The sequence below is a fragment of the Flavobacterium keumense genome (assembly GCF_029866485.1).
In the GTDB taxonomy this organism is placed as follows: domain Bacteria; phylum Bacteroidota; class Bacteroidia; order Flavobacteriales; family Flavobacteriaceae; genus Flavobacterium; species Flavobacterium keumense.
Window position 1 is genome coordinate 653,861 of the sequence record NZ_CP092332.1, and the last position, 15,096, is coordinate 668,956.

The window sequence follows — 15,096 nt, forward strand, 5'->3', positions numbered from 1 at the left end:
CCAAACTATCTTTAATCAAAAGGAAATTAAACTAATGAAACAGGTGCTGGTTTTGCTGATGTTTTTGGCTGTTTTACTAGTAGTAATCAGTTGCGAAAAAGCACGCACAGCACCTGCGTTCATTTCAAAAGAAAAGAAAACCAAAACAGTTGTAAAGGATTCGATTGTAAAAGAGTCTATTACTACCCATATTGACACTGTTGATTACAACCAACGTCTTTGGGCTTTAAGCAACCAAGATGCTTCGGGACGATGGCCTGTTAAAACAGTTTATCCCCTAGCTGGGGCTATTTTACCTTACCATCGCATCGTGGCATTTTATGGCAATTTGTATTCCAAACGAATGGGCGTTTTAGGCGCATTACCCAAGCAACAAATGCTCCAAAAACTAAATTACGAAGTCAACCGATGGCACAAAGCCGATGCTTCTGTAACCACCATTCCTGCATTGCATTATATTGCTATTACTGCCCAAAATACTCCCGGAAAAAGCAACACCCATCGACTGCGAATGCCGCACCACCAAATTGATATTGTACTATCTTGGGCAAAAGAAATCAAGGGTATCGTTTTTTTAGATGTGCAAGTGGGACATAGTACCTTGCAAGAGGAATTACCCACCTTGGTCAAATACCTTCAACTGCCTCAGGTTCATTTGGGCATTGACCCAGAATTTTCAATGAAAAATAAAAGTCTTCCAGGAACCAAAATCGGAACCTACTCGGCAAAAGATATCAACTATGCGATTCGGTTTTTGGCTCAAATTGTCCGTGAAAACAAACTGCCTCCAAAAGTACTAATTGTCCATCGGTTTACCCAAAAAATGGTCACTGATTATCATAAAATCAAACCGCTTCCCGAAGTCCAAGTTGTGATGAATATGGATGGTTTTGGCAACAAAACCTTAAAAAAATCAACCTACCACGATTGTGTTTTTAAAGAACCTGTTCAATTTACAGGTTTCAAATTATTCTATAAAAACGACACTAAAGGAAATAGCGCTGGTTTGTACTCTCCCGAAGAACTGCTCCGATTCAAACCTAAACCCATTTACATTCAATACCAATAATTATGAAAAAGAGTCTTGTTTTAGGTGTTGTTTTTTCCTTTTTGACCATCAGCTGGTCTTGCCACACAAAACCCAATAATAAAAAAGAAGTTCCGATTTTGTGCTACCACAACATTAAAAATTTTAGTGCCAAGGCAAGTCCTGATGTCAAAGCCTACTCCACCACTCCCAAACGATTTACAGAACAAATGAAAGCCCTATACGATAACGGCTACCAAACCATTTCTCCTGACGAATTGTACCGCTATTTAATTCACAACGCGCTATTGCCACCAAAACCCATTCTCATTACTTTTGACGATACGCGTGCCGAACAATTTACCTTGGCTATAGCCGAAATGAACAAATACCACTTCAAGGGCGTGTTTTTTATTATGACCGTTTCAATAGGAAAACCGGGCTATATGACTAAAAATCAAATCAAAATTTTATCTCAAACAGGACATACTATTGGCTTACATACTTGGGACCACACAGCGGTCACTCATTATACCGAAAATGATTGGAATACCCAATTAATTCGTCCTCGAAAACAATTAGAAAACCTGATTGGCCAACCCATTGATTATTTTTCGTACCCCTTTGGGTTGTGGAACCAAAATGCCATTTCGAAACTCAGATCCGAACATTTCAAACTCGCTTTTATCCTTTCTTCGGCAAAAGACAAAACGCATCCTGAATTCACCGTTCGAAGAAAAACTATAGCGGGAACTTGGTCCACTCCTACCATGCTAAAAGTGCTTCAGACTACTTTTCATTAACCAAAATTGCTGTGGTTTTAAAAAATCCGTCGAAAGCTTGCGAAAATGAAGCAAACTTTGCGAACTTTGCGCGCAAGAAAAAACAACAATGGCAAAAATACTTACAGGGGTTCAAAGTACAGGAACTCCCCATTTAGGAAACTTATTAGGCGCAATCATTCCTGCAATTGAATTGTCTAACAATCCAGCAAACGAATCATTTCTTTTCATTGCTGATTTGCATTCGGTTACCCAAATAAAAAACGGCGAAACCTTACGCGCTAATACGTACAGCACGGCAGCAGCTTGGTTAGCCTGTGGATTAAATGTAGACAAAGTAGTGTTTTATAGACAATCGGATGTGCCTCAAACTGCTGAATTGTCTTGGTATTTGAGTTGTTTTTTCCCGTTCCAACGATTGACTTTGGCACACTCTTTCAAAGATAAAGCGGATCGTTTAGACGATGTGAATGCAGGATTGTTTTCCTATCCTATGCTGATGGCAGCCGATATTTTATTGTATGACGCTGAATTTGTTCCTGTGGGAAAAGACCAATTGCAACACCTTGAAATTACTCGCGATGTAGCCTCTCGTTTCAACCACCAAATGGGCGAAACATTTGTTATTCCTGAAGCCAAAATCCAAGAAGATAGTATGCTTATTCCGGGTACCAATGGTGGAAAAATGAGTAAATCCGCTAATAATGTTATCAATATTTTCTTAGACGACAAAACGTTGCGCAAGCAAATTATGAGCATAGAAACGGATAGTACACCACTAGAAGATCCAAAAAATCCAGACAGTTGCAATGCGTTTGCTATTTATAAACTTCTAGCTTCTGAAAGTGAAATCGAAACTATGAAAGCCAATTATTTAGGTGGAAATTATGGTTACGGTCACGCCAAACAAGCTTTGTTTGAACTAATTGTGGAAAAATTTAAAAACGAAAGAGCGCAATACAATTACTACATGAGCAACTTAACCGAGGTCGATGGTTTACTTCGAAAAGGCGCTGAAAAAGCAAGTGCCGTAGCAAATGGTGTTTTAGCAAAAGTGAGAGAAAAATTGGGCTTCGAAAAAATGGGTTAACATCAATTCCACAATTTTTTTACCATTAAGGGATTAAGATAAATTAAGATTTCTTGAATTTCTCTAATCTGCGTTCCTTCTCGTAAATCCAATATCGTAAATCGTAAGTTAAATTGCTTCAAACAGCTTACCCGGCAAAGGTCTAATCACGCCTTTCAACTCCATATTTAACAAGATTCCCGATATTTTATAAATAGGAAAATCACAGTGTAGCGCAATAAGATCAAGCAATTCTTTGCCTGTTTTTAAAAGATAGTCATAGATTTTTTGTTCGTCTTCGTCCAAAGCTACAAAGAGTTGTTTTTGTACCGATTTAACGTCTTTTTCTAAGTCCCAATTCAACATATAAATCAAGTCGGCAGCACTAGTAAGCACGTTGGCTTTTTGGGTTTTAATCAACGTATTGCATCCCTGACTGTACTTATCAGTCACCCTACCCGGAACAGCAAATACATCTCGGTTGTACTCATTCGCCATATTGGCCGTAATCAAAGAACCTCCGCGCTCTGCCGATTCAATGACAATCGTAGCTTCGGTCATTCCTGCCACAATCCGGTTTCTTCTCACAAAATTTTCTTTATCGGGATTGGACGAACTCCAAAACTCAGTCATAAAACCACCATTTTCTTCCATTTTGGCCACATATTTTTTATGGGCTTTGGGGTAAATTTGGTTCAGCCCATGCGCTACTACTCCAACTGTTTGAAGGTTGTTTTCCATAGCCAATTGATGTGCAACAATATCCACTCCATAAGCAAATCCACTCACAATAACGGGATTCAAAGGAGCTATATCTTCGATAAATTTGCGACAAAACTCTAAACCATACGAAGTAATTTGACGTGTACCGACAATGCTAATCGTTTTCTTGTTTTTCAAGTCGATATTACCTGAACTAAACAACACGAGCGGACTGTCAAAACAATGTTTCAAACGTTCTGGATAATCGACATCTTGAAAAGTAGTTACAGTAATTGGATTGGAAGCGACGAAATGTAATTCGCGTTCTGCTTTCGCAAAAACAGATGAGTCTTTGAAATTCTTCAACAGAATAGTTCCTATTCCATCAATGGAAGCTAATTGTGACGATTTGGCTTTGAATACCGCTTCGGCAGAACCAAAATGCGTGAGCAATTTTTTTGCGATAATATCGCCTACGCCTTCTACGCGTTGTAAGGCAAGTAAATAAAATAATTCTTGGTCATTCATTGGGGGTCAATTTGGAGTCTAAATTTAGGTATAAAGTCGTAAAATCAGTTCTTTTTTGATAAAAATTAGTGGCTAAAATTCTATTTTCTTTATTTTTGAAATTCACAAAATAGTAGTAACTCCTTGAAATTGAAATAGCTGTAAAAATAATTCCGATTGTTAATAAAAATTGTGAATAAAATTTTGATAACTATTTTCCTTGCATAACTTTGTTACTATGAAAATTGAAAATTACATCGCGCAACTTTTGTACCGTTACCAATGTGTAACTGTGCCGGGTTTTGGGGCTTTTTTAACTGAAATCCAATCCGCTCAATTAGTGGAAAGTTCCAACTCGTTTTTTCCACCAAAGAAATTAATTTCTTTTAATTCTTATTTAAAGAATAACGACGGTTTATTGGCTAATCATATTGCACAAACTGAAAAAACTTCATACGAATATGCAGTTAGCGCTATTCAATATGAAGTATTCAATTGGAAAAAAACCTTGCAAGAAACTGGTGTTTTCTCTATTAAAAACGTAGGTGACTTTTGTCTGAACGCCGATAGAAATTTAATATTCACTCCACACGATCAAACCAATTATTTGAGCAGTTCTTTTGGTTTGAGTCCGTTTGTTTCTCCACTTGTAAAAAGAGAACTATTTGAACAACAATTAGAAGCTTTAGAAGAAACAGAAACAATCCAATTAGTTCCTGAACACAAAAACAGATACACTTTCTTGAAATATGCCGCGGCTTTTGTTTTAGGATTAGGATTATTAGGAACGGTGGGTTACCCTATTTATCAAAATGAAATAGAAACCCAAAAAATAATTGTAGAAACGGCTGTTCAAAGACAGGTTCAAAACAAAATACAAGAGGCTACTTTCTTTATAGAAAGTCCAATTCCAGCCGTAACACTTACTGTTAAAGAAGGTAAGTTACCGTATCATGTGATGGCGGGTGCTTTTAGAGACGAAGAAAACGCACAACGCATCTTTGAGGATTTAAGTGAAAAAGGATACAAAGCCAAACGAATTGAGCGTAACAAACACGGTTTATATCCGGTTCTTTATGGAAGTTTTTCTACTTATGCCGAAGCTGAAAAAATTAAGAATGAAATCAGGGCCAAAGAAAATCCTGAAGCTTGGATTTTAATTGAATCATTATAAAATATAAACCGCCTCGAAAGGCGGTTTTTTATTGACTATATATTCAAACTTGCTTTAAACATTTTGGCTTCTTCCCAGCTGAATTTATCGCCATGTTTTTCCATTAATCCGTTTAACGATTCTTCTTTGTATCCTTCAAATGCAGCCGCAAGTTCGTCTAATTTATCCGAAGGAAGGATGTCTTCAATAGCAACTACTTCCGTTTGTATCAAACGAACGAAATGATTGTAAATCGTTTGTTGGGTCAACATTCTGATGGAAGCTATTTCAGCAATTGAATTGTTTTGTTTCCACAAATCATAGGTTTCTTCCACCGTGGTTTTCTTGGTAGGTGATTTTGTTTTCTTTTTAGGAAGATAACGTTCTTCGTCTAAGTCGTCTTCAATCAAGTTCGCATTTACCTTTTTAAAGGTAGCTTGAATGGCTGCTACTTTTCGACTGACGTACATTTTAATTTCGGGTGAAGCTAATTTTTCTTTCGAAATAGTTTCTCCCGCCACAACAGTTTCTATTAAACGTTTGGCCTTCATTAATCGCAAAACAACTTTGGTTTGAAGTTCTTCTAAAAACACTAATTCGTCAAAATACGCCTTGGCTTTTTTAAGTCGCTTCACTTCTTCTAGTTTCCACAAAATCTCAAAAACCAACTCGTCCATTGGATTAAAAAAGTAGGTATAAGCGGCTTGTATCCGTTCTGAAATATGATTCAAATCGACCGTTTCTTGACTAAATAGCACATTCAATTGCTGAATGAATTTTTTAGCCGGCTCAACCACTTTCTCTATTCTTTCAGTTTGTTCCTTAGCCCAATAGGAATATTTGGCTTTGGAAGACACCTCCGATTTATCGTTATAACTATACTGATGGTTGCGCCATTCTTGAGCTAAATCTGCCCATTCAAAGGTTTGGACCAAATACTGATGAATGAAATTTTTGGTTTCAAAATGCAGGGCGTTTTCCAAATGCGTTTCTGAAGCTTTGTTCAATGAATAGTCCATCACGTCCTGATCGTTTGAAATACCATTCATTTGCAGCGGAGAAAGCAAAATAAGCCCATTTAACGAACGCAAACGTGATAAGGCAACATAGGCCTGCCCGGGCAGAAAAACTTGCGATACATCGAGCGCAGCTTTGTCAAACGTCAAGCCTTGACTCTTATGAACGGTAATCGCCCAAGCTAACTTAATCGGATAATGCACAAACGTGCCTAAAACCTCTTCCTCAATTTCTTTGGTCGTGTCGTTTACTTTGTAGCGAATGTTTTGCCATTCGTATTTTTCAACCTCAATGGTTTTATCTTCTTCGGGAAAATAAACCAGAATTTCTTTGGCAGAAAGTGATTTAATCACGCCCATTTTTCCGTTGAAGTATTTTTTATCGAAAGACAAATCATTCTTAACAAACATAATTTGCGCTCCTTCTTTCAAACGCAATACTTCATCTACTGGATAAATTTTATCTGGAAAATCACCTGTTATTTCTGGCGAATACAACCATTCTTTACCCTCTAAGTCTTCCAAGGCTTGTGAATTTATCGTATCCGCTTTGGCATTATGAGTCGTCAAAGTGATATAGCCTTTATTGGCTTTCAAATCAAAATTAGGCTGAACGTATTGATTTAAAGTGGTAATATCTTCTTTTGAAATTTGATTGTTGCGCAGGTTATTCAAAACCGAAATAAACGCATCATCCGTCTGACGGAAGATTTTATCCAACTCAATATATAAAGGCGGATTTTGTTGCACCACCTGCGAATGAAAAAAGAATTTTCCTTTGTAATAGTTTTTCAAGGTACGCCATTCGTCATCTCGAATTACAGGAGGTAATTGCAATAAGTCACCAATAAACAACACCTGAACGCCACCAAACGGTTTGTTGTTTTTACGCACTGTTTGCATCATAAAATCCATTGCATCAAGCAAATCGGCGCGCAACATACTTACTTCGTCAATAATCAATAATTCCATGTTGCGGATTACAGATTGTTTTAAACCGCTCATTTTGAAATGACGTCGCAAGGTGGCTTTCGATTCAAACTTGGTGTGCTCTGAAAAATCAGGTGCTGAATTATCTGGTAAAAATCCGCCAAAAGGTAATTGAAACATCGAATGTATGGTAACTCCTCCAGCATTCAAAGCTGCAATTCCTGTTGGGGCAACAACAACGGTATTTTTATGAGTAGTTTCAATGATTTCGCGAAGAAGCGTTGTTTTTCCGGTTCCTGCTTTGCCCGTAAGAAAAACGGAACATTGCGTTTGATTAATAAATCTTAGAGTATAAGAAGCGGCTTCGGATATAGTTTGCATCGGGCGTATAGATTTGAGAGTGCTAAAATATTGAAAATAAAGATTCCTTAGTAAAGTTGACTCAAAAAAAATGCCTCCGATCTAGTTCAAGATGAAGGCATTTTTGAAAAATACGTTTTTCTTATTTTTTAGCTGGTGCTTTTTCTTCTTTAACTCCAGTTGCTTTATATTTTTCGTTTAACGCTTTGATTAAATCTTCGGTAATATCATACTTGTCCTCAGCATACAATACTGATGCCACATCACCTGTTCCAAAGATATAAGAGTATCCTTTTTCTTTTCCGTAGGCTTTGATGAATTTTTTAACACCCGAAACCAACGAATCCATTTCTTTTCCGCTTTCTTGTTGTAATTGTTGAGACAATTGTTGTTGAGCATAGCCCAATTGTTGCTCTCTCTTTTGTAATTCTGCACCCTTTTGTTGTGCCCAAGCTTGTCCATTGGCTTGTGCTTGCGCTTGAAAATTAGACGCTTCTTGTTTAAAACGATTAATCTCTGCTTCTAACAACCTTCCTTTTTCTTCTGCTTGTGCTTTGTATTTTGCTTCAAGATCTTTAGCTTCTGTGTATTCGCTCATTAATTTCGAAGTATCTACATAAGCGGTTTTAACTTCTTTAACCTCTGCTTTTTTGTCACAAGCAATAACTGAAATTGAAAGTGCAATAATTACTAATACTTTTTTCATTTTGTGAATTTGTAAATTTTAAGTGTATCGGACAAAAATATAAAAAAATAGATAGTCCTAACAAAAACTTGAAAAAATGGTGTATTATTTAATACATCAGTTTTTATTATAGTGATCGCGTTTGTTATAATTTACGATTATTAAAAACGGTTCCTAACGGCTCGATTTAAAACGGTTTCTTTTAAAATACAACCAAATCCTTATGCAACCATAAAAAAGCGCTCTAAAAGCGCTTTAAATGATTTTTACCAATTTTTAAGCACATAAATATGAGAAGAATACTCCAAATCTGATTTTGCTCTTATATTTGACCATAATCCAATGAAAAATGCTTTTATAAAGTTCATTCTTCCTGTTTTGTATTTTTCAGATAATAAACTCACATAAAACGAATCAAATTTCATAGGAAGAATTTTAACTAATTCCATTTGTTCTTTTTGAAATAATTTTTGAATCGCTTTTTTTGAGAAATGCCAAAAATGAATAGGTACATCATATGCTGCCCAAAATTTACCATAATATGCCGCATCAAACGATTTGAAATTAGGAACTGCAATAATTAAAGAACCTGTTGGTTTTAACAAACGCTTCAATTCTTTTATTTGGTGATCCAAATCAGGTACGTGTTCTAAAACATGCCACATTGTAATTACATCAAAAGAATGGTCATCTAGTTGCGCGATAGCCTCTACAAAAGAAACGCCTTTGTTAATGGCTATCTGTTTTGCTTTATCACTAGGTTCGACGCCTGTAGTTTCCCAACCGTTTTGTTTGGCTACCGAAAGAAACTCTCCCGTACCTGCTCCAATGTCAAGAATTCGTCCCTTATTAGGTTGCAACGAATTAATTAAATTTAATTTGTTTTTTAAAGCAATGGATTTTACAAAATGATACGCTTTTTCAAACAAAGAGCGCTTACTGTCTGTGTGCGAAATGTAATCAGCACTTTCATAATACTTTCCAAGCACATCTAAACTAGGTTGTGGATGCGTAATCAACATATCCAACTCTTCGTCTAGATACAGGTCAAAAATTTCTTTGGAAACAGAATAATCAGTAACAGTAAGAAAATGTTTTTTGTTTGAAATAGTCATTGTAAATTATATTCTTTTGTTTTAAATCCTTTTAAAAACAGGTCTTCACAGCGTAGTTTCACGTGGAACAATTTATCTTCCCATATAAATCAGTAAAACTGAAACATCGCTCGGTGATACGCCGCTTATTCTAGAAGCTTGAGCAATAGTAGTGGGTTTAATTTTACTTAGCTTTTGTTTCGCCTCAATTGACATTGATTTGATCTTGTGATAATCAAAGTCCTCGGGGATTTTAACTTCTTCCAAACGCGTTAGTTTATCCGCATTGTTTCTTTCCTTTTCAATATAACCCGAATATTTTACTTGGATCTCGGCTTGTTCTAACACTTCTTGATCGATATTGTTTTCTTTGACATAGGTAATTACCTTTTCAAACTTTAAAATATCATCCAAATCTATTTGAGGTCTAGAAAATATTTTAAACATTTTATCCCCCTGAGAGATTGGTGCAGAAGCTTTAGATTCTAAAATTGGATTCGTTTCTGCTACCGAAACACTTGTTTCTTTGAAAAAATTGACCATTTTCTCCGACTCGTTTAACTTAAATTCCATACGGCGCATACGTGCTTCAGAAGCCAAACCAATTTCGTACGACATAGGCGTCAATCTAAAATCGGCATTATCCTGGCGTAATAAGGTTCTATATTCAGCACGAGAAGTAAACATTCGATACGGTTCTTCTGTTCCTTTAGTAATCAAATCATCAATTAAAACACCTATATAAGCCTCGTCTCTTTTTAAAATTAACGGTGCTTTTTCATGTACTTTTAAGTGGGCATTAATTCCCGCCATTAATCCTTGAGAAGCTGCTTCTTCATAGCCTGTTGTTCCGTTAATTTGTCCCGCAAAATACAAGCCTTCAACCAACTTGGTTTCTAAGGTATGTTTTAACTGAGTTGGTGGAAAATAATCGTATTCAATAGCATAACCTGGCCGTAAAAATTTCACATTTTCAAAACCTGCTACCGAACGCAGTGCTTTAAATTGAATGTCTTCAGGTAAAGAAGTAGAGAAGCCATTTACATACACTTCGCACGTTTTCCATCCTTCTGGTTCTACAAATAATTGATGTCTTTCTTTATCTGCAAAACGATTGATTTTATCTTCAATTGAAGGGCAATATCTTGGTCCCAAACTCTTAATTCGGCCATTAAACATGGGCGAACGATCAAAACCTTCTCTTAAAATATCGTGAACTTCTAAAGAAGTGTACGTCATGTGACATGATCTTTGATGAATCAACGGAGACGTTACATCAGAATACGAAAACTTATCTGGTTTAGCATCTCCTTTTTCTTCATTCATTTTAGAATAATCCAACGAACGTCCATCCACTCGAGGAGGTGTTCCTGTTTTCATTCGTCCCGCTTGAAAACCCGCATTTACTAAATCTTCTGTGATTCCATACGCAGCGCTCTCTCCTGCTCTACCACCACCAAATTGTTTTTCGCCAATATGAATCAATCCATTCAAAAATGTACCATTGGTCAACACCACTGATTTGGATTTTATTTCCACTCCAAGAGCTGTTCTAATTCCTTTGATTTTTCCGTTTTCAATAATCAAACCGCTCACCATTTCTTGATAAAAATCAAGATTGGGAGTGGTCTCCAACATCATTCTCCATTCTTCAGAAAAACGCATTCTATCACTCTGTACTCGTGGCGACCACATTGCTGGTCCTTTGGATTTATTCAACATTTTAAATTGAATTGCGGTTCTATCCGATACTATTCCAGAGTAACCCCCCAAAGCATCAATTTCGCGTACAATTTGTCCTTTTGCAATTCCACCCATAGCGGGATTACATGACATTTGCGCAATGTTTTGCAAACTCATTGTAACCAACAATGTTGTTGAACCTAAATTAGCAGCGGCGGCAGCGGCCTCACAACCTGCGTGACCCGCGCCCACAACAATTACATCATACTCGTTTAAAAACATTTTTTATTAATTTAATTCCCTCGGTTGGATTATGAATTGAATATATTTTGCAGATGTTCCACGTGAAACATCTTGCGTTTAATTTAAAATTACCAGCTATTGTTCCACGTGAAACATTGCTAATTTTTCATCTTCTTTATAGCGCATTACTTGCTCATCCGATTGTGTTTTGTCTTTGTATCCACAGTAGTGTAACACCCCGTGAACCATTACTCGTTTTAACTCTTCTTCAAACGAAACCTTAAAATCGTTGGCGTTGTCTTGTACTCTTTCTACCGAAACAAAAATGTCACCATTTAGTTCGTTACCCATCGAATAATCAAAACTAATGATGTCGGTTAACGTGTCATGGTTTAAATATTCCAAGTTGATTTTTAAAAGATATTCGTCGTCGCAAAAGATATAATTAATCTCCCCTTCCTTCTTATCTTCTGAAATAATTACTTGAGACAACCAAGAAGAAATCGCGTCTTCGTTCTCTAAAGTAAAGTTGGTTTCGTAATTGAAATCGATCATTTTTTATTAAAATAATTTTGAACCTTTTCGTTAAAATTCGAGCGCAAAGGTAAGGATTGTCTATTTAATATCTCAATGCTATTCAAATATTCTAACAAAGGCTTGGGTAAAGCATTGGCTGTATTTGAAAATTGTTTTTTATTGCTTTCTGATTCTCTTTTATTTTCTTCTCCTTGTTGTTGCAACGCTGTTTTTAATTTTAATAATTCTTGTTGAATGTTGTTAGCTTTTTGAACGGTTTCGTTCTTAAAACCTTTGTTTAATAATTGCTTTTCCAACTGTTTCATTTGATCTAAAGCAGACTGTCCTTTACCTCCAATTCCTTGCTTTTCTAATTCGCTTTCAAGCGCTTCTCGAAGTTTACGTTGCTCTTTATAAAGTTGCATTATCGCCTCAGCATCACCTTCACCTTGTTCTCCACTTTGACCGTTCTTTTGTGACTTGCCAGATTTGCCTTGCTGTCCATTCTCTTTCATTCCTTGCTTCATTTGTTCGCCCAAGCCTTGTTGCTTTTTAATAATGTCGGGCAATTGCATTCCTTGCCCCTGACCTGGCTTTGGTTTTCCACTACTCATTCCCGACAAAGACAGTTGCATATTGAACAGCATATCACTCAGTCTATCCGCTAATTTATTGGCGTCTGAAACGGCATATTGTTGGTGTGAAATCCCTTTAGTAAATTGAGAATTGGTTAGGGTTTCAATAGCTTTATCGACATTGTATTGCACATTGCCCACTTGCTTGGTAATCTCTTCAGCAATTTTAGGATTGCGCAAAGACATCGCAAATAGACTGTCGTCAACATGTTTGAATTGTTGTTTTAGATTCTGTTGAATTTTTATGTTTTTATTAAACGAAGGCGAAGCCGATTTCGTCTCTTTAAATTGTTTCATCACCTCTTCTTGAGCATTAGAAAAAGCCAAAAGATTATCTGTAATTTGTCGCAACATTTTCACATCTTCTTGCAATTGTTCCATTTCAGAAGACTCCATGCTCTCTTGCATTTTTTGAGACATTTCTTTCATTTTATTAGCGGCTGATTTTTGCTTAGATTGTGCTTTTGGAGTGTTGTTTTGCTGCAATTCGTCCAACGCTTTTTTCAAATCATCGTCAATACTTTTTTCTTTAGATTCTTGTTTGGGTAAATCCAATGGGGCTTTTAATTCGGTATTGTCTTTTTGAAGATCCTTCAACTCTTGTTGAATCTTATCAAAAGACGCATTAATACTTTCTTGCTTGTCGGATTTATTTTCTTTTCCGCTGTTAGACAATTGTTCTTGCTTTTCTGAAAGGTGATCTAATTTAGCTGCCAATTGCTGGGCTTTTTTCTCCACATAAAATCGCTTAGTGAGCTCCACCAATTGTGCCAAATTTTTAGTTTGATTTTTACTTTGCTGTTTGTAATTGTCCAATTTTTGAAGCAACTCCTCTGCTCCTATTTTGTCATTTAGTTTTTGAAGTTCGTCTAACAACTTTTTGTTTTTATCGGATTCTTGAGTGGTTTTTTCAAGACGTTTTACCAAGTCTTCTTTCAAAGGATCTTTTTGATCCGACTTAAAGCTTTCTAAATTGGCTTTCATCTTTTCTGCAAATTCCTGCATCATTTGTTCTTGGTTTTTTTGACGCTTCAAGAAATCTGTTACTTTTTGTTGCTCTTTGAATTCAAACTCGTTTTTCTCTTTTCCTAATTTTTTCAATTTATCTAATTCGACCAATTGCTTTTCCTGAGTCTTTAACGACTTTTCTAATCCGTTGCTGTTTTCGTTTTGCTGTTGCAAGGATTGTTCTTCTTTCTCTTCGGCTGTGGCCAAACGTGAAGAAAAAACAGCGGATTTAGTTCGTTTGAAATGATGTATCGCATCATTGTCAAAAACTTCAAAATAGTACTCGTAAACAATTCCTGATTGAACCGGTAAACTACTTGGAAACGAAAAAATAAATTGATCAAAAGCCGCTGGCTTAATTGCAATTGTTCCACGCTTAGCATTGGCGAGTTTGTCTTTAGGATAATACACAACTTGAAGCCTAGACAAACCATAATCATCCGAGATTTGACCCACGCAATAATTGGTTCCCAACTTTAAACTATCTGGAGCATGGCCGACTTGAATAGCGGGGAACTGGTCTTTTACCACGGCAAATTGATAATTTAACTTTTCGTGCTGTTTTGCGTTAGCATTGGAACTACTAATTTGATACTCTGTGTTTTGAATAATCGTTTTAGCCAAAATAAATTGATTCCCTTTTTTAGCAAAAGAAACGGCCGTTCCAGCACTTTTCCAATTCATTTTTTGAGTGGCTTGGGTCGTAATTTTCCATACTACTTGCGTTCCCTCAGGAATTATAGCGTTACCTGTTCCTTGAAGGGTTTCGGGTTTCTTTTTCAAATAAGATGGAAACCTCAATTGCATTTCAAAATTGGTTATCGAAGGCACTGCAATTACTTGTAATTGATACTCATTGGAACTGATTTCATTCGCTTCCAAATGAAAAGTTAAATCTTGCTTAGGATGGGTAATCGTGTATTTGAATTCGCCAGGACGAACGGTTTCCATATAATAACTTTCGTTATTGAAAAAAATCATGGTTTTCTCAGGAACCACTTTTCCTTCGGTACGGACACGAATCGTAAAATCTTTATTTTCTTCGGTAGTTAAAGTGGTATTGAGAATTTGAAATTGGAAAGGTGCAGGTGGAGCAAATGCCGTATTGAAATGGACCACTCGATTAAAACTTTGAAATAACACACTGCTATTGCCAGTTGCATAAAAAAAGAAAATACAACCTATTGGCACTACTACCCAAGGTAAATACTTCTTATTGGCCTTAAAATTAACTGCATTAGTAAAAGGAATAGGTTGTAATTCGATTGATTTTTGTTGAATAGACGCCAATAACAATTCGGATTGCGCTGTATTTTGTGCCAACTGAAGAAAGTTAGTTAGCTTATCTCCTACTTCGTTAAAATGATTCCCAATGATCTCAGACGCTTGTTTATAATTAATTCCCTTTTTTAGTTTAACCAACTTGAAAGTGGGGAACAAAATCAGCCGAATCAACAAAACCAATTCAACCAAAATAAACACCAAAAACAAAACGGTGCGTGCATTTGGTTTCAGCCATAGAAAATATTCGATACTCAAAGTGAAAAGAAAATACAGCAATCCTAAACCGAAAAAGAAGATGATTCCCTTGATCAATTCATTTGCGTAATACTTTCTTATGAAAGCTTCTAATTTCTGATATATGATTTCTTCAGTTGACAAATACGTCGGCTTTATTTTTAACCA

General features: G+C 36.2%; 11 protein-coding genes. 4 read left to right on the plus strand and 7 right to left on the minus strand.

Going from position 1 to position 15,096, the window contains the following annotated elements; translation table 11 throughout:
- Positions 1 to 34: 34 nt before the first annotated feature.
- The 3 genes from MG292_RS02835 to trpS all read left to right on the plus strand — a co-directional run bounded on the left by MG292_RS02835 (position 35) and on the right by trpS (position 2,899).
- On the plus strand, positions 35 to 1,069 hold the full coding sequence (locus MG292_RS02835; RefSeq protein ID WP_264534204.1) for a hypothetical protein: 1,035 nt from the start codon (positions 35 to 37) through the stop codon (positions 1,067 to 1,069).
- A gap of 2 nt (positions 1,070 to 1,071) precedes the next feature.
- Positions 1,072 to 1,830 (plus strand): polysaccharide deacetylase family protein, encoded by a 759-nt coding sequence (locus tag MG292_RS02840; protein WP_264534203.1) that lies wholly within the window; start codon positions 1,072 to 1,074, stop codon positions 1,828 to 1,830.
- 88 nt (positions 1,831 to 1,918) lie between these two features.
- A complete protein-coding gene (trpS, locus tag MG292_RS02845; RefSeq protein ID WP_264534202.1) occupies positions 1,919 to 2,899 on the plus strand; it encodes a tryptophan--tRNA ligase in 981 nt (326 codons plus the stop codon).
- A 108-nt stretch (positions 2,900 to 3,007) separates the two neighbouring features.
- On the opposite strand, the gene dprA is transcribed toward trpS, so the two are convergent.
- Positions 3,008 to 4,108 (minus strand): DNA-processing protein DprA, encoded by a 1,101-nt coding sequence (gene dprA / locus MG292_RS02850; RefSeq protein ID WP_264534201.1) that lies wholly within the window; start codon positions 4,106 to 4,108, stop codon positions 3,008 to 3,010.
- A 217-nt stretch (positions 4,109 to 4,325) separates the two neighbouring features.
- Between dprA and MG292_RS02855 the strand changes: the two genes are divergently transcribed.
- Positions 4,326 to 5,261 carry an HU domain-containing protein gene (locus tag MG292_RS02855; RefSeq protein WP_264534200.1) on the plus strand — a complete coding sequence of 312 codons (936 nt, stop codon included), beginning with the start codon at positions 4,326 to 4,328 and terminating at the stop codon, positions 5,259 to 5,261.
- A 35-nt stretch (positions 5,262 to 5,296) separates the two neighbouring features.
- Here the strand turns inward: MG292_RS02855 and MG292_RS02860 are convergent, their stop codons facing one another.
- The 6 genes from MG292_RS02860 to MG292_RS02885 all read right to left on the minus strand — a co-directional run bounded on the left by MG292_RS02860 (position 5,297) and on the right by MG292_RS02885 (position 15,072).
- Positions 5,297 to 7,567 (minus strand): helix-turn-helix domain-containing protein, encoded by a 2,271-nt coding sequence (locus tag MG292_RS02860; protein WP_264534199.1) that lies wholly within the window; start codon positions 7,565 to 7,567, stop codon positions 5,297 to 5,299.
- A gap of 121 nt (positions 7,568 to 7,688) precedes the next feature.
- Positions 7,689 to 8,252 carry an OmpH/Skp family outer membrane protein gene (locus tag MG292_RS02865; RefSeq protein ID WP_264534198.1) on the minus strand — a complete coding sequence of 188 codons (564 nt, stop codon included), beginning with the start codon at positions 8,250 to 8,252 and terminating at the stop codon, positions 7,689 to 7,691.
- Positions 8,253 to 8,497: 245 nt separating this feature from the next.
- The gene (locus tag MG292_RS02870) at positions 8,498 to 9,346 is read right to left on the minus strand and encodes a class I SAM-dependent methyltransferase (protein ID WP_264534197.1); all 849 of its coding nucleotides are present in this window, start codon (positions 9,344 to 9,346) and stop codon (positions 8,498 to 8,500) included.
- A 72-nt stretch (positions 9,347 to 9,418) separates the two neighbouring features.
- Positions 9,419 to 11,290, minus strand: coding sequence for a tRNA uridine-5-carboxymethylaminomethyl(34) synthesis enzyme MnmG (mnmG, locus tag MG292_RS02875; protein ID WP_264534196.1), 1,872 nt, complete (start codon positions 11,288 to 11,290; stop codon positions 9,419 to 9,421).
- A 96-nt stretch (positions 11,291 to 11,386) separates the two neighbouring features.
- Positions 11,387 to 11,806: an rRNA maturation RNase YbeY gene (gene ybeY, locus MG292_RS02880; RefSeq protein WP_264534195.1), complete on the minus strand. Its 420-nt coding sequence runs from the start codon at positions 11,804 to 11,806 to the stop codon at positions 11,387 to 11,389.
- Positions 11,803 to 15,072: a DUF4175 family protein gene (locus MG292_RS02885; RefSeq protein ID WP_264534194.1), complete on the minus strand. Its 3,270-nt coding sequence runs from the start codon at positions 15,070 to 15,072 to the stop codon at positions 11,803 to 11,805. Before MG292_RS02885 ends, ybeY begins: the two co-directional genes overlap by 4 nt.
- Positions 15,073 to 15,096: the final 24 nt, after the last annotated feature.